The 21,804-nt window shown below is 69.3% G+C and carries 26 protein-coding genes; 6 read left to right on the top strand and 20 right to left on the bottom strand.

What is annotated here, in order from left to right:
* Positions 1–19: 19 nt before the first annotated feature.
* The 9 genes from GON06_RS00245 to nrdI form a co-directional block, all read right to left on the bottom strand.
* On the bottom strand, positions 20–1,480 hold the full coding sequence (locus tag GON06_RS00245; protein WP_157310154.1) for a sodium/solute symporter: 1,461 nt from the start codon (positions 1,478–1,480) through the stop codon (positions 20–22).
* Positions 1,477–1,893 carry a heavy metal transporter gene (locus tag GON06_RS00240; RefSeq protein ID WP_157310152.1) on the bottom strand — a complete coding sequence of 139 codons (417 nt, stop codon included), beginning with the start codon at positions 1,891–1,893 and terminating at the stop codon, positions 1,477–1,479. Before GON06_RS00240 ends, GON06_RS00245 begins: the two co-directional genes overlap by 4 nt.
* Positions 1,890–2,618, bottom strand: a complete 729-nt coding sequence (locus GON06_RS00235) for a LytR/AlgR family response regulator transcription factor (RefSeq protein WP_157310150.1) — start codon at positions 2,616–2,618, stop codon at positions 1,890–1,892. The genes GON06_RS00240 and GON06_RS00235 overlap by 4 nt, the downstream gene beginning before the upstream one ends.
* On the bottom strand, positions 2,615–3,799 hold the full coding sequence (locus tag GON06_RS00230; protein WP_157310148.1) for a sensor histidine kinase: 1,185 nt from the start codon (positions 3,797–3,799) through the stop codon (positions 2,615–2,617). The genes GON06_RS00235 and GON06_RS00230 overlap by 4 nt, the downstream gene beginning before the upstream one ends.
* A 21-nt stretch (positions 3,800–3,820) precedes the next feature.
* A complete protein-coding gene (locus GON06_RS00225; protein WP_157310146.1) occupies positions 3,821–4,057 on the bottom strand; it encodes a YbdD/YjiX family protein in 237 nt (78 codons plus the stop codon).
* On the bottom strand, positions 4,057–6,330 hold the full coding sequence (locus tag GON06_RS00220) for a carbon starvation CstA family protein (RefSeq protein ID WP_157310144.1): 2,274 nt from the start codon (positions 6,328–6,330) through the stop codon (positions 4,057–4,059). Before GON06_RS00220 ends, GON06_RS00225 begins: the two co-directional genes overlap by 1 nt.
* 105 nt (positions 6,331–6,435) lie before the next feature.
* Positions 6,436–7,827, bottom strand: a complete 1,392-nt coding sequence (locus GON06_RS00215) for an aminotransferase class V-fold PLP-dependent enzyme (protein WP_157310142.1) — start codon at positions 7,825–7,827, stop codon at positions 6,436–6,438.
* 12 nt (positions 7,828–7,839) lie between these two features.
* Positions 7,840–8,364, bottom strand: coding sequence for a RidA family protein (locus tag GON06_RS00210; RefSeq protein ID WP_232527991.1), 525 nt, complete (start codon positions 8,362–8,364; stop codon positions 7,840–7,842).
* Positions 8,365–8,595: 231 nt separating this feature from the next.
* The gene (gene nrdI / locus GON06_RS00205) at positions 8,596–9,045 is read right to left on the bottom strand and encodes a class Ib ribonucleoside-diphosphate reductase assembly flavoprotein NrdI (protein WP_157310140.1); all 450 of its coding nucleotides are present in this window, start codon (positions 9,043–9,045) and stop codon (positions 8,596–8,598) included.
* Between the two features lie 219 nt (positions 9,046–9,264).
* Between nrdI and GON06_RS18445 the strand changes: the two genes are divergently transcribed.
* Complete coding sequence (locus tag GON06_RS18445) at positions 9,265–9,435, top strand: hypothetical protein (RefSeq protein WP_198346558.1); 171 nt, start codon at positions 9,265–9,267, stop codon at positions 9,433–9,435.
* Between the two features lie 43 nt (positions 9,436–9,478).
* Here the strand turns inward: GON06_RS18445 and GON06_RS00200 are convergent, their stop codons facing one another.
* Positions 9,479–9,790 carry a DUF7882 family protein gene (locus tag GON06_RS00200; RefSeq protein ID WP_157310139.1) on the bottom strand — a complete coding sequence of 104 codons (312 nt, stop codon included), beginning with the start codon at positions 9,788–9,790 and terminating at the stop codon, positions 9,479–9,481.
* 101 nt (positions 9,791–9,891) lie between these two features.
* Here GON06_RS00200 and GON06_RS00195 point away from each other — a divergent pair, with 101 nt between their 5' ends.
* Positions 9,892–10,161, top strand: coding sequence for a hypothetical protein (locus GON06_RS00195; RefSeq protein ID WP_157310138.1), 270 nt, complete (start codon positions 9,892–9,894; stop codon positions 10,159–10,161).
* Here the strand turns inward: GON06_RS00195 and GON06_RS00190 are convergent.
* From GON06_RS00190 to GON06_RS00180, 3 genes are all read right to left on the bottom strand, one after another.
* Complete coding sequence (locus tag GON06_RS00190) at positions 10,142–10,909, bottom strand: DUF2071 domain-containing protein (protein WP_157310137.1); 768 nt, start codon at positions 10,907–10,909, stop codon at positions 10,142–10,144. The two genes, GON06_RS00195 and GON06_RS00190, sit on opposite strands and share 20 nt — an antisense overlap.
* A complete protein-coding gene (locus GON06_RS00185; protein WP_157310136.1) occupies positions 10,906–11,247 on the bottom strand; it encodes a metalloregulator ArsR/SmtB family transcription factor in 342 nt (113 codons plus the stop codon). Before GON06_RS00185 ends, GON06_RS00190 begins: the two co-directional genes overlap by 4 nt.
* Before the next feature lie 116 nt (positions 11,248–11,363).
* Positions 11,364–12,257 (bottom strand): 3-hydroxyacyl-CoA dehydrogenase, encoded by an 894-nt coding sequence (locus GON06_RS00180; RefSeq protein WP_157310257.1) that lies wholly within the window; start codon positions 12,255–12,257, stop codon positions 11,364–11,366.
* Between the two features lie 115 nt (positions 12,258–12,372).
* Here GON06_RS00180 and GON06_RS00175 point away from each other — a divergent pair, with 115 nt between their 5' ends.
* On the top strand, positions 12,373–13,128 hold the full coding sequence (locus GON06_RS00175) for an HNH endonuclease family protein (RefSeq protein ID WP_157310135.1): 756 nt from the start codon (positions 12,373–12,375) through the stop codon (positions 13,126–13,128).
* Between the two features lie 55 nt (positions 13,129–13,183).
* Here GON06_RS00175 and GON06_RS00170 read toward each other — a convergent pair whose 3' ends face one another.
* The 3 genes from GON06_RS00170 to GON06_RS00160 all read right to left on the bottom strand — a co-directional run bounded on the left by GON06_RS00170 (position 13,184) and on the right by GON06_RS00160 (position 15,454).
* The gene (locus GON06_RS00170) at positions 13,184–13,495 is read right to left on the bottom strand and encodes an SHOCT domain-containing protein (RefSeq protein WP_198346557.1); all 312 of its coding nucleotides are present in this window, start codon (positions 13,493–13,495) and stop codon (positions 13,184–13,186) included.
* Between the two features lie 115 nt (positions 13,496–13,610).
* Complete coding sequence (locus GON06_RS00165; RefSeq protein WP_157310134.1) at positions 13,611–14,270, bottom strand: response regulator transcription factor; 660 nt, start codon at positions 14,268–14,270, stop codon at positions 13,611–13,613.
* Positions 14,267–15,454, bottom strand: coding sequence for a sensor histidine kinase (locus tag GON06_RS00160; protein ID WP_157310133.1), 1,188 nt, complete (start codon positions 15,452–15,454; stop codon positions 14,267–14,269). Before GON06_RS00160 ends, GON06_RS00165 begins: the two co-directional genes overlap by 4 nt.
* 216 nt (positions 15,455–15,670) lie before the next feature.
* On the opposite strand from GON06_RS00160, the gene GON06_RS00155 reads away from it, so the two are divergent.
* The gene (locus GON06_RS00155; protein WP_157310132.1) at positions 15,671–17,137 is read left to right on the top strand and encodes a deoxyguanosinetriphosphate triphosphohydrolase family protein; all 1,467 of its coding nucleotides are present in this window, start codon (positions 15,671–15,673) and stop codon (positions 17,135–17,137) included.
* Positions 17,138–17,159: 22 nt separating this feature from the next.
* Here the strand turns inward: GON06_RS00155 and GON06_RS00150 are convergent, their stop codons facing one another.
* Positions 17,160–17,660: a carboxymuconolactone decarboxylase family protein gene (locus tag GON06_RS00150; RefSeq protein ID WP_198346556.1), complete on the bottom strand. Its 501-nt coding sequence runs from the start codon at positions 17,658–17,660 to the stop codon at positions 17,160–17,162.
* Between the two features lie 76 nt (positions 17,661–17,736).
* Here GON06_RS00150 and GON06_RS00145 point away from each other — a divergent pair, with 76 nt between their 5' ends.
* The gene (locus GON06_RS00145) at positions 17,737–18,600 is read left to right on the top strand and encodes a sigma-70 family RNA polymerase sigma factor (protein WP_157310131.1); all 864 of its coding nucleotides are present in this window, start codon (positions 17,737–17,739) and stop codon (positions 18,598–18,600) included.
* 2 nt (positions 18,601–18,602) lie between these two features.
* Here the strand turns inward: GON06_RS00145 and GON06_RS00140 are convergent, their stop codons facing one another.
* From GON06_RS00140 to GON06_RS00130, 3 genes are all read right to left on the bottom strand, one after another.
* Positions 18,603–19,010 carry a DUF2255 family protein gene (locus GON06_RS00140; protein WP_157310130.1) on the bottom strand — a complete coding sequence of 136 codons (408 nt, stop codon included), beginning with the start codon at positions 19,008–19,010 and terminating at the stop codon, positions 18,603–18,605.
* Between the two features lie 152 nt (positions 19,011–19,162).
* Complete coding sequence (locus GON06_RS00135) at positions 19,163–19,993, bottom strand: aldo/keto reductase (protein WP_157310129.1); 831 nt, start codon at positions 19,991–19,993, stop codon at positions 19,163–19,165.
* Positions 19,994–20,018: 25 nt separating this feature from the next.
* Positions 20,019–21,224 (bottom strand): MFS transporter, encoded by a 1,206-nt coding sequence (locus tag GON06_RS00130; protein WP_157310128.1) that lies wholly within the window; start codon positions 21,222–21,224, stop codon positions 20,019–20,021.
* Between the two features lie 120 nt (positions 21,225–21,344).
* On the opposite strand from GON06_RS00130, the gene GON06_RS00125 reads away from it, so the two are divergent.
* The gene (locus tag GON06_RS00125; protein WP_157310248.1) at positions 21,345–21,791 is read left to right on the top strand and encodes a MarR family winged helix-turn-helix transcriptional regulator; all 447 of its coding nucleotides are present in this window, start codon (positions 21,345–21,347) and stop codon (positions 21,789–21,791) included.
* The last annotated feature ends 13 nt before the right edge of the window (positions 21,792–21,804 follow it).

Genomic DNA, 21,804 nt, shown 5'->3' with positions numbered 1-21,804 from the left:
ATCGTCCTGCCCGCCTCGCTCACCCGACCTCCTCGCTACGCTCCGGCAGATGCAGCCTCGTGAGGTACCTCTCCGTGCGCAGCGGAGCGCCCCGCCTGTCCAGGCGCGACACGAGCAGGATCACTCCCGTGACCAGCGGGATGGCCCACGCCGCCGGCTGCACGAGAAGCGATGCCGAGGAGCCCAGCCACGTCGAGGCGGCGAGCGAACCGGCGACGATCAGCGAACCGACGAGCATTCCCGCGATCGCTCCGCGTGCGGTGAGCCCGCGCCACCACACCCCGAGCAGGATCACCGGTGTCAGGCTCGTCGCCGCCATCAGAAACACCGTGCCGACGCTGGAGACCAGCGCCTCCGGACCCGTGATCAGTGCGCCAGCCAGCGGTGCGATGACGCAGAGGGCCGCGGAGAGACGGAAGGACCGCACCGAGCCATCGAAGACGTCCTGGCTGATCACGCCGGCGAGTGAGACGACGAGACCCGACGACGTCGCCAGAAAGGCTGCGAACGCACCGGCCACCACGATCGCAGTGACCACCGTGGCGATGGGCTCGGGCAGCACCCGAGCGGGCAGCGCAAGCACCACGGTGTCGGCGATCCTCGCCTCTGCGAGGTCGCTGGCGGCGACCCGGGCGATGAGACCGAGCGTGCCGGAAACCGCATAGAAGACACCGATCATCGCGACCACGAGCACCGTCGTCCGTCGTGCCGAGCCTCCGTCGGGGCTCGTGTAGAAACGCACGAGCACGTGGGGCAGACCGATCGTGCCGAGCAGCAGCGCGATCATCAGTGATGCGGTCGAGTACGGATCGGTCGCGGAAGGACCCAGCTGCACGGGAAAGGCGAGCACGGTCTCCGGTGAGGGTTCCCGTCCGGACAGCGCGATGAGGATGAGGACGACGGGGATCGCGAGAGCCATGAGCTTCACCCAGTACTGCATCGCCTGCACGACCGTGATCGCTCTCATGCCGCCCGCTGCCACGATGCCCGCCACCACGACAGCCACCACGACAGCGCCGACCCATGACGGCACGTTGGCGACCACCTGCAGCGTCAGCGACGCGCCGTGCAGCTGCGGCACGATGTACAGCCATCCGATCACGAGCACCAGCAGACTGGTCAGCCGCCGCACGGCGCGCGACTCCAGGCGGGCCTCGATGAAGTCCGGGATCGTGTACGCCCCGCTGCGCCGCAGGGGCGCAGCGACGAACAGCAGGAGCAGCAGGTAACCTGCGGCGTACCCGATCGGGAACCAGAACCCGTCCGATCCGACCAGCAGCACGAGTCCCGCCAGGCCGAGGAAGGTACCCGCGGAGAGGTACTCGCCGCTGATGGCCGAGGCGTTCCACACCGGTCGCACGCTGCGCGATGCGACGAAGAAGTCGCCCGTGGTGCGGCTGAGGCGCACGCCCATCACCGCGAGGATGACGGTGGCGGCGAGCACCAGGGCGACGGCCGTCAGATTGAGCACGACGTTCATCGTGCCCCGCCCTCGCCGTCGTCGTCCTCGTCGGCCAGCATCCGGAACCGCCGCTCATTCCGCGCCGCGTTGCGGGCGAACACGATCGCGAAGAAGAGGATGACGGGATAGTAGGCGTAGGCCTGCAGAAGCCACGACAGGGGCACCCCGAACAACACAGGGTCCACGGTGCTCGCGAGCACCACGATCGCGGCGGTGAGCAGCAGCGAAGCCAGGATGAACCCGATCAGACACGCGCCCGCCAGCCGCAGCTGCGCGCGCATCAGGTCGGTCAGGAAGACCGACTCGGCCTCCCGCACCGGCGACCCCGGCAGCGCGATGCCGTGAGTACGGGAAGAATCCGCGGAGAGGACGGCCGGATCGAAGGCGACGCGCACCCGACGCGGTCGATCATCCTCGCCGTCCTCGTTCATCGTGCATCGGCCTTCACCAGCCGGCTGCGCACGGACGGTATCAGCCGGCGACTCACAGGCAGCTCGATCTCCGGCAGTGCCACGGCCGGCAGTGGCCCGGTGAGACGCAGCTCGGTGACCGCCTCGGCGTGCACGAGATACGACCGGTGGATCCGTACGAACCCGGCCGCCGACCAGCGCTCCTCGAGCTCGGAGATGGGGATGCGGACCAGGTGGCTGGCCCCGGATTCGGTCCACAGCCGCGAGTAGTCGCCCTCCGCCTTCACCCAGCGCACGTCACCGCGTCGCACGAGACGCACCGACTGCCCCGACGACACCGGAACGGTCTCCTCATCGCCGCCGTCGGTCGTGTCGCCCGTCCGCCGATCTTCGACCAGTCGGTCCACCGCGCGCTGCAGTCGCTCCGGCCGGACCGGCTTGAGGACGTAGTCGAGAGCGTGCACGTCGAAGGCTTCGAGCGCCCGCGCGTCATCGGCGGTCACGAAGACGACGGCCGGCCTCTCCGCGAACCTGTCCAGTGCCCGAGCCAGATCGAATCCGTCCACACCCGGCATGTGGATGTCGAGGAACACCGCATCCACGGCTTCGCTCGACAGCGTGCGCAACGCATCGGCGCCACTGGACACGGCGTGGATGGCGCCGATCCTGGCATCCATCTCGAGCAGTGCCACGAGCTCGGCAAGGGCGGGCGCCTCGTCGTCGGCGACGAGTACATCCACGATCATGGCGCGTCCGTCTCATGCAGCGGTTGCGACTTCGGAATCCGCATCCGGACCATGGTACCGGCGTCGATGTTCGTCTCGATGATGAGACCGCCTTCCTTCCCGTACAGCCGCCGCAGCCGCGTGTCGACGTTGCGCAGGCCGATGTGGGACGTTCCCGCCGGGTCGGTGAGCGCCCGCTGCACCCGTTGCGGATCCATGCCCGCTCCGTCGTCTTCAACGGATATCTCGGTGTGCGTCGTCTCATCAGCGGCGGCGATGACGATGCGCCCGCCGGAGGCAAGTGGTTCGAGGCCGTGCCGCACCGCGTTCTCGACGAGCGGCTGCACCGAGAGGAACGGGATCACCGTCGACAGTGTCTCCGGCGCGATCTGCAGGCGGACGTCGAGCCGATCGCCGAACCTCGCGCGCTCCAGCTGGAGATAGTTGCGGATGCTGCCGAGCTCCTGCGCGAGGGTCGCGAACTCCCCCTTCTGCCGGAACGAGTACCGGGTGAAGTCGGCGAAGTCGAGTACCAGCGTCCGGGCCCGCACCGGATCGGTGGTGATGAACGACGCGATCGCCGCCAGCGAGTTGTAGATGAAGTGCGGGCTGATCTGGGCGCGCAGGCTGCGCAATTCGGCCTCGGCCAGGCTCGCGCGCGAATCCTCCAGCTCGGTCAGAGCGATCTGCGCCGCGCACCATTCCGCCACATCTCCGGTGGCACGTACAAGGGGACCCCGCACGGTCTCGGCGAAGGCGATCAGCACTCCCCTGCTCTCTCCGTCGACCGTCATCGGCGCTCCGACCGCCTCGTGCGAGCCGTCGTCCCTGCTGCGCCGGGGGAACACCTGGCGGCGCCCCGTCTCCCGGACCCGGGCGGCGATCCGCTGCGCCGAATTCTCCAGTCCGCTGATGGAGCCGTCGATCGCGATCGCTCCCTCCGTGGTCACGAAGGCGACTGCCTGCACTCCGAGCAGGTTGCGCAGGTGACGGGCGGCACGCACGAGGTCCGGCCCACGGTCGGAGCGCAGCTCTGCAGCGGCCAGGCCCGCGAGGTGCAGGGTGCGGCTCGTCGCGCGCTCCGCCTCGCCACCGAGAACCCGCGACCCTCGCGCGAGGCGCAGCATCCAGAGGGCCACGAGGGCGAGCATTGCCCCCGCGACCACTCCGAATGCACCCGCAACCAGAGCCTGGTCGGTCATGCGCCTCAGCCTAGGGCCGAGTCAGCAGCATCGTGCGCCTGGATTGCGGTCCTGCTCCGCCATCCGGTCGCACCAGAATTCGCGTTCCGTGGGGATATCGGCGCCTGGATGATTCCTGCGCTGGTGAGCGACGAAGTCGGCATAGGCGCGGTCGCCCATCAGCGCGGTCACGTACCAGCGGACGCTCGCGAGCGCTGCCCGCACCCGCCGCCCGAAGGTGGCGGATGCGGACGGCAAGCCCCGGCCATCGACGGACATCAGTGCTGCCCCGTCTGACGCGACACACCGCGCTCGGCGTCGTACACCTGCCACCGCGCCTCGAGCTCGCGCTCCGAACGGCTCGCGATCAGACCCGCCGGCGCGAAGCGCTGCGAGGGCACCGGGGCGTCCTCCCCGTCGTCGCTGAGGCCCCGACGGATCGAGTTGATCGCAGAACCGGCCGCGACGAGGATGACGACGATCGTCAGTACGACGAAGATGATCGACAGCGTGCCCTGGACCGCAGTGTTGCGGATCACCGCCTCCACCATCTCGGGCGTGCCGAGGCTGCCGTCGCCGGTGGCCTGAGCGGCACGGTACTTCGCGTTGTTGGCCCAGTATCCGATGGCCGGCACCGGCGAGAAGATCTTGTACATCGACGCCGTGATCGTGATCACCGCGGTGAACGCCAGCGGCACGCCGATGATCCACAGCCAGCGCACGTAGCTCGGACCCCGCTTGGCCACGATCGCGAAGACCACCGCCAGCGCGATCGCCGCGAGCAGCTGGTTGGCGATGCCGAAAAGCGGGAAGAAGGTGTTGATCCCGCCGAGCGGATCCGTGACACCGAGGATGAGGATGTAACCCCACCCGGCGACCATGATCGCCGTGCAGATCCACACGCCCGGGCGCCAGCTGATGTCACGGAACTTCGGCACCCAGGCGCCGATGGAGTCCTGCAGCATGAAGCGTGCCACGCGAGTCCCCGCATCGACGGCCGTGAGGATGAACAGCGCCTCGAACATGATCGCGAAGTGGTACCAGAAGCCCATCAGAGCCGTACCTCCCCCGATCTGCTGCATGATGTGCGCGAGACCGAGCGCCAGGGTCGGTGCTCCACCGGTGCGGGAGATGATCGTCTCCTCCCCCACGGCTGCGGCCGTCGAGGTCAGCATGTCCGGGGTCAACTGCACCCCGGTCAGGCCGAGGGAGTTGACGAACGCGACCGCTGCCTCGGGTGTTCCCCCGGTGAGCGCTGCCGGCGCGTTCATCGCGAAGTAGATGCCCTGGTCGATCGAGATCGCGGCGACGAGCGCCATGATCGCGACGAACGACTCCATCAGCATCCCGCCGTACCCGATGAACCGGGTCTGCCGCTCCTTCTCGACCATCTTCGGCGTGGTGCCGGAGGAGATGAGCGCGTGGAAGCCGGAGAGCGCCCCGCAGGCGATCGTCACGAACAGGAAGGGGAAGAGCGGTCCGGAGAACACCGGACCGAGACCTGTGAAGGCGAAGTCGGTGAACGCGGGCACCGTGATCTCGGGGCGCACGATGACGATGGCAGCCGCCAGCATGACGATCACGCCGATCTTCATGAACGTGGAGAGGTAGTCGCGGGGAGCGAGCAGCAGCCACACCGGCAGGACGGCCGCGATGAAGCCGTAGATGATGATGCCCCAGGCGATCACCGAGCGGTCCAGGTGGAACATCGCCTGGCCCCATTCGGTGCCGGCCACCACGCCGCCCCCGATGATCGCGGCGATCAGCAGCACGAAGCCGATCAGCGACACCTCGGTGATCCGGCCGGGGCGCAGGAAGCGCAGGTACAGCCCCATGAAGATCGCGATGGGCAGCGTCATGGCGACGCTGAAGACGCCCCACGGGCTCTCGCCGAGCGCGTTGACGACGACGAGGGCGAGGATCGCGACGATGATGATCATGATGAGCAGCGACGCGATGATCGCCGCCGTCCCGCCGACCTTGCCCAGCACGTCACGCGCCATCTGCCCGATCGACCGTCCTCCGCGGCGCATCGAGAAGAAGAGCACGGTGTAGTCCTGCACCGCGCCTGCGAGCACGACGCCGACGATGATCCAGATGGTGCCCGGGAGGAATCCCATCTGCGCTGCGAGCACGGGCCCGACCAGCGGTCCGGCGCCGGCGATGGCGGCGAAGTGATGCCCGAAGAGCACCCTGCGGTCGGTGGGAACGTAGTCCTTGCCGTCGTCGCGGATCTCAGCCGGGGTGGCGCGGCGGTCGTCCGGGCGGGTGATGTACTTCTCGATCACCTTCGAGTAGAACCGGTACCCGATCAGATATGTGCACACTGACGCGAAGACGAACCAGATCGCGTTGACGGTCTCGCCACGGATGAAGGCGAGCATCGTCCAGGCGACACCGCCGAGCAGCGCGATGGCCGCCCAGATCACGATCTTCAGGGGTGTCCAGCGGGCATCCCGCTTGAGGTCCGCCTCGGGTACGGCGACGGGTGGGGTGTCGGGCGCCTTCTCGGCGGCGCGAGCGCCGTCGCCGGCGGCTGGGGTGGATGTCATGGTCTCCTCCTCGAGACGCGATGGTGTTTTCGGGTGGGTGCGTACGTGCAGGGACGGGGCAGCCGGCGCATCCGCGGAACGGATGCGCCGGCTGGGCCCCTCGGATCAGGCCATCCGCTTGGACAGCTTCCAGGCCGCGTCGACGAGCCGGTCGACGTCGTCCCGCTGGTGGAACAGGTGCGTCGACACGCGCACCGGACTGTGCTTCACCGTGTCGCCGATGACCGCCACCGAGGTGTTGCGGATCTCGATCCGGTACTCGTCGAGCAGGCGAGCGACGAAGTCGGCGGACTTCTGCGAGTTCTTCACATCGGCCGGGTTCTGGAAGGGGTTGAACCCCGTCAGCGCGCAGGTGAGCCGGGCATCCGACTTCGCCGAGTAGAGCGCCGAGGCTCCCCAGCGCTCGACGACCTGCTCCTTGAGATAGTCCCCGAGCCCGACGATGTGCTCCTGGATGCGCTGGCGCCCGATCTGCTCCCAGACCTCGGAGGCCTTCTGCACTCCGGCGTTGAGCGCCTTGCTGCCGTTTCCGACGGACTGCAGGTACTTGCCGATGTCCTGGGACTGGTCGCGATGGCGCAGATCCACCGACCCGTCGGTCGGGTAACCAGACGACACGATCGGCCAGAACTCCGGCAGCGGGTTCGGGTTCGCCGCGTTCACGCGGTTGCGGATGTAGAGGATGCCTGTGCCTCCGGGGCCGCACTGCCACTTCGCGGCCGATGCCGCGAGAAAGTCGACGCCGAGCTCCCGGAAGTTGTAGTTCATCATCCCGGGGATGTGCGCGCCGTCGACGAGCGTGGGGATCCCGTGCTCCTGCGCGAGCAGGGCGAGCTCCCTGATCGGCAGCATCGTGCCCGTGAGGTACGTCGGCGCGGAGAACATGATCAGCTTGGTGCGGCCGGTGATGCCGGCCCGGAAGAGCTCGACGATCTCCTCGGCCTTCTGCTCGCCGCCGATCGGCAGTTCCACCCGCTTGATCACCACGCCCTGACGATCGTGCAGCATCGCCATCGGGGTGTTGCCGCCGCCGTGCTCGTGGTTGGTCGTCAGGATCTCGTCGCCCACACGCAGGTTCAGGCCGAGCAGCGCCTTCGACATGCCGTCCGAGGTGTTGTGCGTGATGACGATCTCGTCCTTGTCGACGCCGTGCGCCGTGGCGATCGTCTGGCGCACGTCCGCGAAATCGCTGTAGGAGGCCTCGGCGTCCCGCGCGACCTGCCGGTGGACGGCGTCGACGACGTCGAGCACCTGACGCGGCGGCGAGCCGACGGTTCCGACGTTCATGTAGAGGATGCGCTTGTCGAGCACGAACATCTGCTCGACCTTGCGCCAGAACGCCGCGTCGTTGGCGGCGGGGACGACGGCGGAGGACGTCGCGCCCGCGGGCGAGGCGAGGCCGAGGGTGCTTAGTCCGACGGCTCCTGCTCCGGCGCCGAAGAGCTTGAGCGCGTTGCGGCGCGAGAATCCGGATGTCTGCATGTCCTGCGTTTCCATGGTCTTCATCTCCTATCGAACGGCGATCGCGCTGATCTCGACTTTTGCTCCCTGCGGTAGCGCCGCGACCTCGACGGTCGCGCGCGCCGGCGCGGCTTCGGTGCCGAAGTACTCGGCGTAGACCTCGTTGAAGGCGGCGAAGTCGTCCATGTCGGACAGATAGACGGTCGCGCTGACGACGTCGTCGAGATCGAGCCTCGCCTCCTTCAGCACGGCTCGGACGTTCTGCACCGACAGGGCGGTCTGCTCGGAGATCGACTGGCTGTTGTCGATCTTCCCGACCTTCGGGTCGATGGGCAGTTGCCCCGAGACGTAGATCGTTCGCCCTGCCGCTATCCCCTGGGAGTACGGGCCGATCGCGGCGGGGGCGTCATCGGTCTGCAGGACCTTCTTGGAGGAGCCCGGGGAATGTCCCGGGACGGAGGAGGTCTCCGGGGCGAAGCCGCCCTGGAGACCGGTCGTCACCAGACCTGTGACGAGGACGGTCCCGGCGACGGCGAGGACCATCGACCGGGGTGCGGAACGGTATGTGGACAACTGACTCTCCTTCGAGTTCGTCGGCACGACGCGTTGCATGCTCTCGTGTGCTTCATCGCGTGCTGACACGGTAGGAACGCGGGTCGGGAGCGCGCGACGGCGTTGGCCCCGTGCTGCGCGTTCCTGCGACGAACGGTGTCGGATCTGCGACGAGTGGCAGGACGAAGCGACGATGTGCCGCCGGTTACCGCACAGGCCGTGGGCCTCCTAGGTCCGCCGCATCCGGCCGGGTCAGCTCTGTCCTGGCCGCGTGATCCCCGCCAGCCGGCGATCCACGACGGTGAGCACCCGCCGGGCCTGCTCGACGTCCTCCAGCGTGCCCTGCAGTTCGAACTCGAGCAGCACCGGACGCCTCGATGCCCGCGCGATGTGCCGGCACGCCGCCTGGTAGTGCGCACCGAAGTTGCGATTGCCCGATCCCATCACGCCCACCATCAGCCGCCTCGTACGCGGGCGGGACAGGAACCGCTTCACCGGCTCCGGGATCGTGTCGTTCAGGGGATTGCCCGTGACGTACGACGGCGTCAGCAGCACCCACGGTCCCTCCGGAACGGACTGCCTGACCTCGCGCACGGCGAGGTCGAAGACCGGCCGCCGCAGTCGCTCGGCGAAGCCGCGCACCATTCCCGAAGAACTCGAGGAGAAGTACACGGGCACCATCAGGATGTCGCGAGTCTCCATGACACCAGTCCACCACCTGACGGATACCCCGAACCAGGCTTTCAGGCGTGAGAAAGGTCCGCCGGCCTCTGCATCGGCTTCGGTGGATGCTCTGAGGCGATCCGCGCGTTGAGCGGGAGCGCACCAACCGCAGTGTCGGAACCCCAGCCGCTGCAGTCAACCCCCTCCCTTGTGCTGACTCCCGCGCTTACGGTCCTCGGACCGAGCAAAGGAGAGAGCATGAGTGACCCGACGAACACGCAGGGCACCCCGGGCCCCGACGAGCAGGCGGATGTCGCCTCGGGCGGGGCGCCGGAGGAACCCGACGAGCAGTACAAGCAGCGGAAGGTGCTCGACGAGGAGACGACCGGCGAGAACGGCAAGCCGCTCGAGAACCCGTCAGGCGGCTGAACAGTGCCCAGATGACCCGGCTGCCACCGCAGCAGAAGAACGGTCAGGCGTCGGCGTCGTCCTCGAGCAGATTCAGATTGAGCTCGCCCGTCGCATTGAGCCGCGCCATCATCGCCTTGATCCGGGTGGTGCTCAACTGAGGGATCTCGGACCGGTCGAAACCGAACTGCAGGGGGATGGCCGGGTGGATCCAGATGGTGATGCGGGCGTCGGGTTCACCTTCCGGATGCAACCACGTCATCATGAAGCTCTCCTGCCTGCGGAGCTTCGTCGCTATGACGACTTTGACGTGCGCCAGAGTCACGTCGTCAACGGTGATCGGTCCCGAAGTTCCGTCGTACTTGAGCCTGCCCATACTGAACCATAGAACGATCCCCACGATCTGAAGCGCTTCCAGAATCTTCCGAGTCTTTCAACCCCATTTGCTGTGTACTGAACCGGCGTGAGAGTCCTGGTATGGACGAGGCAGTATTCGAGACGCAGACCGAGGTGTCCATCGACGGCACCACCTTCGTCCTCGAACGCGGACAGGACATCGAGGATCTGAAGAGAAGGATCGAAGCGGCCGCGAACTCTCCTGCGCGCTTCGTCGAACTGGTCGTACGAGGAGGCATGCGGGTGAGTGAACTGATCACGCCGCAGACTCACGTCACCATCCGCATACGTGCGGCGGCAGGCACCAGCGCTGAGCCTTTTTCTCCTCAGTTCATGGAGTGGGATCTCTGAGCGTCCCCGTCGACCGGACGGATGCTCTGCGCGGCACGCCGCGAGCATCCGCCGGCCAGGAGGCATCCATCCGGATCGGCAGATCGCGCATGACCACGACGTGGTCCAGCACAGCCGACCCAGGCGGCAGCGATTCGAAGACCGAGGAGTGCACGCTGTGGACCCGGGCCGGTTCGACGACCCAACCGTCCGCGGCGAGCGCGACGGCTTCCAGAGTGCTGCCGTCCGTCCCGCGCGACCAGCCGATCCGTCCGGATCGGTAGAAGTCCGAAGCAGCCTGGACTGTGGGGAAGAAGTCGCTCTCCCACTCGCCACCGACCTCGACGTCGGCCGCGAGGTGCGCGTCTCCGGCATCCATCGTCAGCGCGTACCGGTCCCCGCTCTCGTCGATCGTGAATCGCGCGTGCCGGTGCACGCCGGGGAACACTCTGCCGCCGAGAAGCACCGCGTGCCACGCCGTGCTGTGGCGCTCGAGGATGTACACGCCGGTACGCGTCTGGCCGTCTTCATCCCACTCGACCGCCATGCGGTGCGCGGTGTTCTCCGAGCGCAGGCCGAGCGATCCCGGCATCCGCGCGGGCCGGATCGCGTCGAGGCCCAGCACGCAGAACCCGCCGAGCGCGTGACCTGCCACCAGCTGCGGGCGCAACGGCGCCGGCACGATCGCCCGCGCGACCTCCGGGTCGACCCGGTAACTGACCAGCAGCCGACGGCGCAGATGCGCCCGGACCCCGCGCACCACGGTCATGGTGACACCGCCGCCGGTTCACCGGATGCCGGGCTTCGCCGACGCCGCACCTCGCGCAGCACGATCTGCTCTGGGCAGACAGTGGAGAGGAAATCTCCGACCGACAGCGCGAGGCGCTCCTCGGCGAGCGAATAGAGGATGCGGTTCGCGTCACGCCGCTCGCTGATCAGGCCGGCACCGCGGAGGATGCGCAGATGCCGCGAGATCGTCGGCCCGCTCACGGCGAACCGCGCCGCGATCTCGCCCGCGGCCTGTTCGCCGTCCTTCAGATCCTGCAGGATCTGCCGTCTCGTCGGATGCGCGAGCGCCTCGAAGACGCTGTTCACCTCATCGCTCATGTTCGCAATATAGCACTCAAGCTAAATAGCTTTACAGCGACTACCCCGATCGCCGAAGGACGGATGCGGCTCCCGAGAACTCTCGGGAGCCGCATCCGCCAGGGTGAAGAGCCCGCTCAGTCGCCCCAGGCCTCGGGGAACTGCGGCGAGACGCCGGTCTTCCTGCCCTCGGCGTCGTAGGTGTAGAAGCCCTCGCCGTCGGCGATGCCGGTCTTGCCGTTGTCGATGCCGCGCTTGAGCACCTCGATGAACGGGCTGGGCTGCGGGTTGTTCGCCTGGATGTTGTAGGCGACGTTGAAGCCGACCACGTCGTAGATCTCGAACGGTCCCTGCGGTGAACCCGTCGCCTTGCGCCAGATGCCGTCGATGTCGTCGACCGAGCCGATGCCGTTCACGTACAGCCGTGCGCCGGCGTCGAGGAACGGGATGAGCAGACCGTTCAGCAGGTAGCCGGGCGATTCCTTCCGCACCCGGTAGGGCACCAGGCCGATCTGGGTCGCGAACTCGACCAGGGCGTCCATCACCGCGGGATCCGTTCCCGGGTGCCCCATCACCTCGCCCGTGTTCGCACGCCAGACCATGTTCGCGAAGTGCAGCGTGGCGAGCCGATCCGGGCGCCCGGTCGCGTCGGCGAAGGTGCTCGGCATGAGCGACGAGGTGTTGGTCGCGAAGATCGCCCCGGCAGGAGCTGCCTCACCGACCTGCGCCCACACCTTCTTCTTCAGCTCGAGGTTCTCGGGGACGGCCTCGACGACGACATCCGCATCGCCGACCGCGTCGGCGAGCACCGTCGTGGTGCTGATGCGGCCGATCGCCGCGTCGAACTTCTCGTCACTGAAGTCGGGAAGGTCGGTGCGATAGTGCCCGCGCATCCACTCCCACCGCGCCGGCAGCTTGGCGAGGATCTCATCCGAGATGTCGTACGCCGTCACGTCCTTGCCGTGATAGGCGGCCTGCATGATGATCTGCGATCCGAGCACCCCGGTGCCGAGCACCGCCACCTTCTGCATGTTCTCCACGTTCCGTCCTTTCGTCCGTCACCTGACACAACGTCTGACGCGAGCATCGTATGCCGCCGGAGGTGCCGGCGCCAGGGCGGGAGGCCGGACGAATAGGCTGGAGCGGATGGGCAGACGGACGACGCAGGGAAGCCGGTCCGGCCGAACCTCGGGCGTCGTCAGCGTCGTCGTGATCGTGCTTCTGCTCGTCGCCGGGCTCGCCTCCGGACTCCTCGACCAGACGACGGATGCCGCTCCTGCGCCGACCGCGCCGGCCGCCGCCCAGCCCTCGCCCCCTGCGCCCACCGCGGCACCCGGCACCGCCCTCGATCTGCTCGCCGCTCTCCCCGTCAAGGGCCGCGCCGCGAAGACCGGCTACGACCGGGCACAGTTCGGCCCCCGCTGGCACGACGTCGACCACAACGGATGCGACACGCGCAACGACGTCCTCGGTGTTCAACTCGCCGACCCCGTTCGTGACGGCCGCTGCAGGGTCACCGCGGGCACGCTCCACGATCCGTACACCGGCACGACGATCGCCTTCGTCCGCGGCCAGGGCACCTCGGAGCTGGTGCAGATCGACCACGTCGTCGCCCTGAGCGACGCATGGCAGAAGGGCGCGCAGTCGCTGACCCCGGAGCGGCGGACGGCGTTCGCCAACGATCCCCTCAACCTGCTCGCCGTGGACGGCGCCGCGAACTCTCAGAAGCGGGACGGCGACGCGGCGACGTGGCTGCCGAAGAACAGGGACTTCCGCTGCGCGTACGTCGCCCGCCAGGTCGCGGTGAAGACCCGCTACGGCCTGTGGGTGACGCCGGCGGAGCACGACGCCGTCGCACGGGTGCTCGGAACCTGCCCTGCCGAGCCGGTTCCGGTCCGCTGAAAAGAACGGATGCCGTCCCCGAGAACTCTCGGGAGCGGCATCCGCTGTCTGCTGCTCAGGCCTCCGGGCGGTTGGCCCTCAGCACCTCCAGGCGGGCGCGGTACTCGGTCTCGTCGACGTCGCCCTTGGCGAAGCGGTCGGCGAGGATCTGCTCGGCGCTGCGTCCCTGCGCCTGCGCCCACGGCGCGTGCCCGCCGGGCGCGGCCTGCCAGGGGCCGCCCCAGTAGCGACGGCGGCGGACGATGAGCGTGATGAGCAGGCCGACGATGATGAGGAACATCACCGGCCCGATGAAGAAGAACGGCCAGAACGGAGCCCCGCCCCAGACGCCTGCGTGTGCGGCGACGGCCGCCGATGTTGCGAGCATGATGCCCTTCCTTCGATCCGATCGGCCGCATCTCGACCGATGGATCCAGCCTCGTGATCGGAGGCTTCGAGTGAATCCGCCCCAGGGAGTGAGCTCGCCTACGCCGCGGGGAGTACTACTGCCAGCCCGGCGCGACCAGCCCGGTCTCGTAGGCGATCACCACGAGGTGCACCCTGTCTCGGGCCTGCAGCTTCGAAAGGATGCGGGACACGTGGGTCTTCGCGGTCAGCGGGCTGAGGAAGAGCTCGGCGGCGATCTCGTCGTTCGTACGCCCGAGGCCGACCAGCCGCAGCACCTCGCGCTCCCGTTCCGTGAGCACGTCCAGCGCTCCGGCATCCGGCTCTCGGAGCCCGATCGCCAGCCGATCCAGCAGCCGCCGCGTGACGCCGGGCGAGAGCAGCGCCTCGCCCTCGGCGACGGCGCGCACCGCGCGAACGAGGTCGGCCGGCTCGGTGTCCTTCACGAGGAACCCCGCGGCGCCGGCGCGCACCGCGCGCGCCACGTACTCGTCCAGCTCGAAGGTCGTCACGATCACGACGTGCACCGCGCCGAGCGCGGGATCGGCGGCGATCTGCTCCGTCGCCCAGAGGCCGTCGCCGGCCGGCATCCGGATGTCCATCAGCACCACGTCCACCGGGGTCTCGTGGATGCGGGCGAGCAGTTCCTCACCGCCGGATGCCTCGGCGACGACCTCGATGTCGTCCTCGGCGTCCAGCAGCGCGCGGAACCCCGCGCGCACGAGCAGCTGGTCGTCGGCCAGCGCGACGCGGATCATGACGCCCTCCCCCACGGCAGCTCGGCGACGACCACGGCGCCGCCGTCCGTGCCGTCCTCGAATCGGATGCTGCCGCCGAGCAGCCCCGCACGCTCGCGCATCCCGAGCACGCCGCCGTGCCCGGCGTCCACCGGGTCGGCGCCGCCGAAGCCGCGCCCGTCATCGGACACCGTGACGACCAGCCGCTCGCCGTGTCGCTCCAGCACGACCCGTGCATGTGCGGCGCCGGAGTGCCGCACGATGTTGGTCAGCGCCTCCTGCACGATCCGGTAGGCGGCGAACTGCGCGGCCCTGCTCGGTGCGCTCGTGCCCAGCCGGTCGTCGAGTTCGACGTCGAGCCCCGGTGTCGTCAGTCCCGCGATCAGCCGCGGCAGCTCGGCGAGCTCGGCCTGCGGCACCAGCGGAGCCTCGCCGTCGCGCAACACACCGAGCACGCCGCGCACCTCCTCCAGAGCGAGCTTCGACGTGTTCTTCACGTTCTGCAGTGCGGCCCGTGCCTGCTCGGGGTCCTTGTCGAACAGATGCAGCCCGACACTGGCCTGCACGTTCATCTGGGACAGCGCGTGCCCCAGCACGTCGTGCAGCTCACGCGCGATGCGCACCCGCTCGCGCTCCTCCGCACTCTGCTGCCGGCGCCGCGCCTCGGCCTGCATCGCGGCGCGACGGGCGCCGCGCGTGCGCAGCATCGCGCCGATCGCGAAACACGCAGCGAGCGCGATCGTGACCGCGACGATCGCGCCGGGGAACCAGAGCCGGTCGATCAGAGTGCCGATCAGCAGCGCCGCCGCCCACCCGATCCCGATCGAGACCGCGGCCCAAACCATCGCGCCGCGCGCGACCGCGCCGACGACCGCGAAGGCCAGAGCGATGTACGGCGGCCCTGGCACGGGAGTCGTCAGCAAGTCGGTCAGTGCGAACGCGGTGACGACGGCGACGGTCGGCCCGGGGAACCGACGAGCCGCGAGCAGCGCCAGCGGGCCGGCGATCGCGAGCGCGAGATGCAGTGTGAGAAGCCCGGGCGGCCCGTGATGCCCAGCGCGCACCGTCATCCACAGCGCCGCCGGCACCTGGATCAGCAGGCTCAGCACGACCGGTCCGATCAGCCGCATCCGCTGTGCGATGCGGGGCGGCGGCCCCCAGCCGGCGCCGTCCCCGAAGGGGGCGACGTGCTGCGTGTCCGACATGATCCGATGCTAATCGCGCGCGCCGCGGGGCGGCATCCTGCCTCGGACGTCACGCGACGTACTCCCGCGGGAGTACGTCGGCGCCCCGGTGCGAGACTTCACCTTCCGCATGACACGGCCGCGTCCGGCGGGTGTGTCGTGCCGACGAGGAAGTCTCGCTGTGGCGACCCCGTCTCGCACGGCGGCGGAGCCGAGCACGCGTGCCACACTGGGCGGATGACGGAAGATCCGCGCGAGGCGCGACGCGCGCCCGAGACGCTCGACGAGTTCCAGCTCACCGAGGGGCATCCGCAGTTCCGCGTCGACGTCGAGCGCATCCGGTTCTCGCCGTACTACTCGCGACTGTCGGCCGTCACGCAGGTGATCTCGCAGACCGGCGCAGGGCTCGCCGTGCACAACCGCCTCACGCACTCCATCAAGGTCGCCGCCGTCGCCCGCGCGATCGCCACGCACCTGTCCACTCGAGACGATGAGGCCGGAGGTACGACGGCCGAGCTCGGCGGCGCGCACCCGGTCGTCGTGCAGGCAGCCGCCGCCGCGCACGATCTCGGGCATCCGCCGTTCGGCCACCTCGGCGAGCAGACCCTCGACCGGCTGGCGCGCAGTCGTTTCGGCCTGGCGGAGGGCTTCGAGGGCAACGCGCAGACGTTCCGCATCATCACCCGCCTCGACGAGCACGACCGGCCCGGCGTCGGCCTCAACCTCACCGCCGCGGTGCGCGCCGCCGTGCTGAAGTACCCGTGGCTGCGCGGCGAGGGCGGTCCACGGCGCGGCGGCGGGGGCAAGTTCAACTTCTACGCGATCGACGAAGAGGACGCCCGCGCGGCGCTGTCCGCCTACCCGCTGATCGAGCGCGGCCAGCAGACCGTCGAGTGCTCGATCATGGACCTCTCCGACGACATCGCCTACTCGCTGCACGACCTGGACGACTTCTACCGCGCGGGCCTGCTGAACGCCGTGACGCTGTCGGCGGAGTTCCGCGGCTGGCATCGCGATCTCGCCCTGCTGCGCACGCTCGACACGACGACGCTGCGCGCCGACGCCCGCACTCCCGGGCACTCGCTGGAGCTGCTCTGGCGGCGGCTGGCCGAGAAGGATGCCTGGATCGCGGACGCCGACGCGTTCAGCGAGGCCGTCGCCCGGGTCAAGGCCGAGGTGATCGACGGGCTGCTCTCCGAGCCGTTCGACGGGTCGCTCGCCACCGAGCGCGCGCTCGCCCGGTTCACGACGGAATGGATCGCCCGGCTGCAGTCCTCCGTCGAGGTGCACCGGCATCCCGACATCCGATCCGGGCATGTCAGCCTCGACCGCAGCGCCTGGCACGAGGTCGCGGTGCTGAAGTTCCTGCACGAGCGGTTCATCCTGGAGCGCCCCGACCTCACGGTCTACCAGCGCGGGCAGGCCACGGTGCTCGAGCGCCTGGTCGACGGGTTCGCGGCCTGGCTCGACGACCCCGCCGACGCCCGCCGCGCACCACGCCGGCTGATCGATCTGGTCGAGCTCGCCCAGGACGACCATCGGCGGCTCGGCGGTCCGGGCACCGCGGCGGACAGGGATCGCCTGGCTCGCGGCCGCGGGATCATCGACTACGTCGCCTCGCTCACCGACGCCCAGGCCGGATCACTCGACGCGCTGCTCGCCGGGCAGACCGAGCGGCTCTGGGACGCCGGGCAGGGCCTGTAGCCGCGCGGCATCCCCGACCGGTTCAGCGCTGCCCGGCGGGCTGGCGGATCGCGGCGTTGATGCGGTTCCACACGTTGATCGCGCCGATCTCGAACAGCAGCGCCGAGATCTGCCGCTTGTCGAAGGCCTCGGCCATGCGCGCCCAGAGCTCGTCCGAGATCGGGTCGTGGTGGTCGGCCAGGCGCGTGATCGCCTCGGTGAAATCCAGCGCCACGCGCTCGCGAGCGGTGAAGTACGGCGCATCCCGCCAGGCGGCGACCGCGGCGATCCGCTCGGGGCCGGCGCCGTCCTCGATCATCTCGCGGGTGTGATCGACGGCGCACCAGCTGCATCCGTTGATCTGGCTGGCCCGCAGGCACAGCAGGTGCAGCAGCGGTTCGGGCACGCCCGCGGTGCGGGCGACCTTGTTGAGCCCGGTCAGGGCGTCCAGTCCGCCCTCCAGCAGGAAGGCGGGATGCGGCATCCGGGCCTTGTGCGCGACGATCTCGTCGTGCTCTGCGGAGGTGTTTGCGGGGTCTGTCACGATGTCTCCTCGGTGGATTCCGGTGCCGCGTCATCAGCACTCACTAAGGTGACTCCGGGGCCGAGAGGAATGTGACATGTCCGAGCAGAAAGATCTTGCGGCGCGTTTCGAAGAGCAGCGTCCGCGCCTCATCCGGCTCGCGGAACGGATGCTGGGGTCGCGCGCGGATGCGGAGGACGCGGTGCAGGACGCCTGGCTGCGCGTCTCGCGCGCCGGCGACGATGGCGTCGAGAACTTCGCCGGCTGGCTGACGACGATCACGTCGAGGATCTGCCTCACCGAGCTGCGCGCGCGGTCCGCCCGGGGCGAGAGTTCGCTGGACGAGGGGCTTCCGCAGCCCGAGGTCGTGCCCGCCGGTGCCACGCCGCACGACGCAGCCGAGATGGCGGACGCTTTGAGCAGCGCCCTCGACAGGGTCATCGATCGCCTCGGTCCGGCCGAGCGGGTCGCGTTCGTGCTGCACGACTCGTTCGATGTGCCGTTCGAACAGGTCGCGGAGATCCTCGACAAGACGCCGGATGCCACGCGGCAGATCGCCAGCCGCGCGCGGCGGCGCCTGAGGGCGGAGCGCCCGGGGAGCGCCACTGACCCGCATGTGCTGCGCCGCGTGGTCGACGCCTTCTTCGCGGCCGCACGCGCCGGTGACTTCGACGCCCTCGTCGCCGTGCTCGACCCCGGGGCGGTGCTGCGTGCGGACTCCGGTGCGTCGGCGACGACGATCGTCCGCGGCGCGGCGGCGGTCGCCGGCAACGCGCTGATGTTCGCGATGCCGGACGCCGTGCTCATCCCGGTGCTGGTCGACGGTCGGGCGGGCGTGATCGTCACGGTCGGCGGACGGGCTGTGTCGCTGATGGCGTTCTCGGTGCTCGACGACCGCGTGGTGGCGATCGACGCCTACGCGGGGCCTCGCCGGCTCGCGGAGATCGCACTGCCGGTCTGAACTCAGCTCACGCGGAAGGTCGCACCGAGCGCGCCGTCGGTCAGCATCACGTCGATCGACGAGCGCGGTGCGCCTGCGTACTTGCGCTGCATCTCTTCGCTGATCGCCCGCTGCACCTCGTCGTCCGGGGCGATCGGGGTGAGGGTCACGTCGGCCCGTGGGAGCTCGAGCGCCGCGGCACGGTCGGCCTCGGCGACCGCCCCGTCGCCCAGCGCGAAGGCCGCGGGCCGCCCGGCGCGCACGTGACGGCACCACCATCCGGTCTCGCCGTAGGCGGAGCGGATGTACGGCACGCCGTCGACCACCATCGACCAGATCGGCGTCGCGAGCGGATCGCCGTTCTGCTTGCGGGTCACGATCGCGACCACCTCGGTCTCGTCCAGCAGCGTCACCAGCTCGTCGGATGCCATGGACTCGACGCTACCGCCTGTGTGGTGTGGCAGGGCCGGAACGCGAAGGAGGCGTGGCGTCCGCAGACGCCACGCCTCCTCTCCCCCCGTTCGAATCGCTTGACTTGCTGCCTTCCACCCCCGGGATACAGCAGGTTGCGCGATTCGAAGGCTCAGCCGTTGAAGCTGTCCGGGTGCGGGCCGGTTCGGCCGTCGCGCTCGAGGCCGTCGATCGCGGCGAGCTCGTCCGCGGTCAGCTCGAAGTCGAACACGTCGATGTTCTCTGCGATGCGCGACGGTGTCACCGACTTCGGAATCACGACGCGGCCCTGCTGCAGGTGCCAGCGCAGCACGACCTGCGCCGGGCTCTTGCCGTGTGCGGCGGCGGCGCTCAGCACCGCGTCGTCGCCGAGCACGGCGCCCTGCGCGAGCGGGCTCCACGCCTCGGTGACGATGCCGCGGGCCTCGTCGGCTGCGATGACCGCACGGTTCTGCAGCGCCGGGTGCAGCTCGACCTGGTTCACAGCCGGCACGACGCGGCCCTCGCCGGAGATCTGCTCGAGGTGGGCGGGCTCGAAGTTCGAGACGCCGATCGCACGGACCCTGCCGTCGGTGTACAGCTTCTCCAGTGCGCGCCAGGTCTCGGGGTACAGGCCGCTCGCCGGCGTGGGCCAGTGCACGAGGAACAGGTCGAGGTACTCCAGGCCGAGCCGCTCGAGCGACTCGTCGTAGGCGCGCAGCGCGTTGTCGTAACCGTGGTCGCTGACCCACACCTTCGAGGTGATGAACAGCTCCTCGCGAGGCAGCCCGGACTCGGCGAGGGCGCGGCCCACACCCGCCTCGTTGCCGTAGACGGCGGCGGTGTCGATGCTGCGATAGCCGGCCTGAAGGGCCGCGGACACGGCGGCGGTGGTCTCCGCATCCGGCACCTGGAAGACGCCGAAGCCGAGCTGCGGCATCAGGATGCCGTTGTTGAGGGTGATCTGGGGAACCTGAGCGTTCATGAGCTCTCTCTTTCCGATGGAGGTTTCAGTGGGCCGCGGCGAGCGCGGCGGCGTCGACGGACGCGGCGTCTGCAGCATCCGTGTGAGAACGGGCGGCGAGGACGGCGGCAACGGCCATCACAGCGAGGGCGACGACGGTGAAGGCGGCGCCGATCCAGATCGGCGAGGTGTAGCCGAGACCCGCGGCGATGCCGAGACCGCCGGCCCAGGCGCCGAGCGCGTTGCCGACGTTGAAGGCGCCGATGTTCGCGCCGGAGGCCAGGGTGGGCGCACCGCCGGCGTAGTTCATGATGCGACTCTGCAGGCCGGGCACGGTGCCGAAGCCGAAACCGCCCATGAGCGGCAGGATGATCGCCGTCGCGACCGGCGAGCCGGCCAGCAGGCCGAAGGCGACGAGCACCACGGTCAGCGCACCGAGGAAGGCGACGATCGTGCCGTCGATCGAACGGTCGGCCAGTCGCCCGCCCGCCCAGTTGCCGACGACGAGGCCGGCACCGAACAGCACGAGCAGCCACGGCACGGCGGATGCCGCGAAGCCGGAAACCCCGGTCAGCGTGTAGGCGATGTAGGTGAAGGCGCCGAACATGCCGCCGAAGCCGAGCACGGTCACGACGAGAGACAGCCAGACCTGGCCGGAGCGGAACGCGCTCAGCTCGCGACGCAGGCTGACCTGCACTTCACCCTCGCGGCTGCCCGGCACCAGGAACAGGATGCCGAGGAAGGCGACGACGCCGATGATCGAGATCGCCCAGAAGGTGGAGCGCCAGCCGAGCTGCTGACCGAGGAAGGTGCCGAACGGCACGCCGAGGACGTTGGCCGTGGTGAGGCCGGTGAACATGATCGCGATCGCGCGGGCCTTCTTGGCGGGCTCCACGAGGCCGGTCGCGACAACCGAGCCGATTCCGAAGAACGCACCGTGGCAGAGGGCGGCGATGATGCGGCCGGCGAGGGCCGTGCCGTAGTCGGGGGCGACCGCGGTGAGCGCGTTGCCGACGATGAACAGCACCACGAGGCCCAGCAGCACGGGCTTGCGCGGCAGGCGGACCGTCGCGGCGGTGATGCCGAGGGCGCCCACCACGACAGCGAGGGCATACCCCGAGATGAGCCAGCCCGCCGTGGCCTCGGTGACTCCGAAGTCGGCCGCCACCTCGGGCAGCAGCCCCATGATGACGAACTCCGTGAGTCCGATGCCGAACGCTCCGATGGCGAGAGCGAGAAGTCCGAGTGGCATCCGATGCCTCCTGCTGGGTGGTGAACTGATAAAGTAGTTGCAAACGCGGGATATTGCGTGGATGAACACAATCATTGCACACGCAATTAACCAGCGCAAGCAACTACTTTTGGAGGCATGATGGGCATCGCCGATGACGCCGTCGAGATCCGCGCCCGAGGCTGGCGCACCCTCGCCGCCCTGCACAACCTCATCGACGCAGAGCTGGAGCGCGCGCTGGGCGCCGAGGGGCTCTCGGTCGTCGAGTACACCGTGCTCGACGCGCTGAACCGTCAGGACGGCTGGCACATGCGCATGCAGCAGCTCGCCCGGGCCACCGCGCTGAGCCCGAGCGCCACCACCCGCCTGGTGACCCGCCTCGAGGACCGCGGGCTGCTCACCCGCATCCTGTGCCTGGACGACCGCCGCGGCATCTACACCGAGCTCACCGCCGCCGGGCAGGAGCTCTACGAGAGGGCGCATCCGATCCACGACGAGACGCTCGAGCGCGTGCTCGGCGAGGCTGCGGAGCAGCCAGAGCTCGCCCCCGTGGTGCACGCCCTGCACGACACCACCGCCGCCGTCTGACCTCTCCGACCAG

Origin of the sequence: Microbacterium sp. MAH-37, assembly GCF_009758255.1 — a bacterium.
Lineage (GTDB): Bacteria > Actinomycetota > Actinomycetes > Actinomycetales > Microbacteriaceae > Microbacterium.
This window is presented reverse-complemented; position numbering and strand designations above follow the sequence as displayed.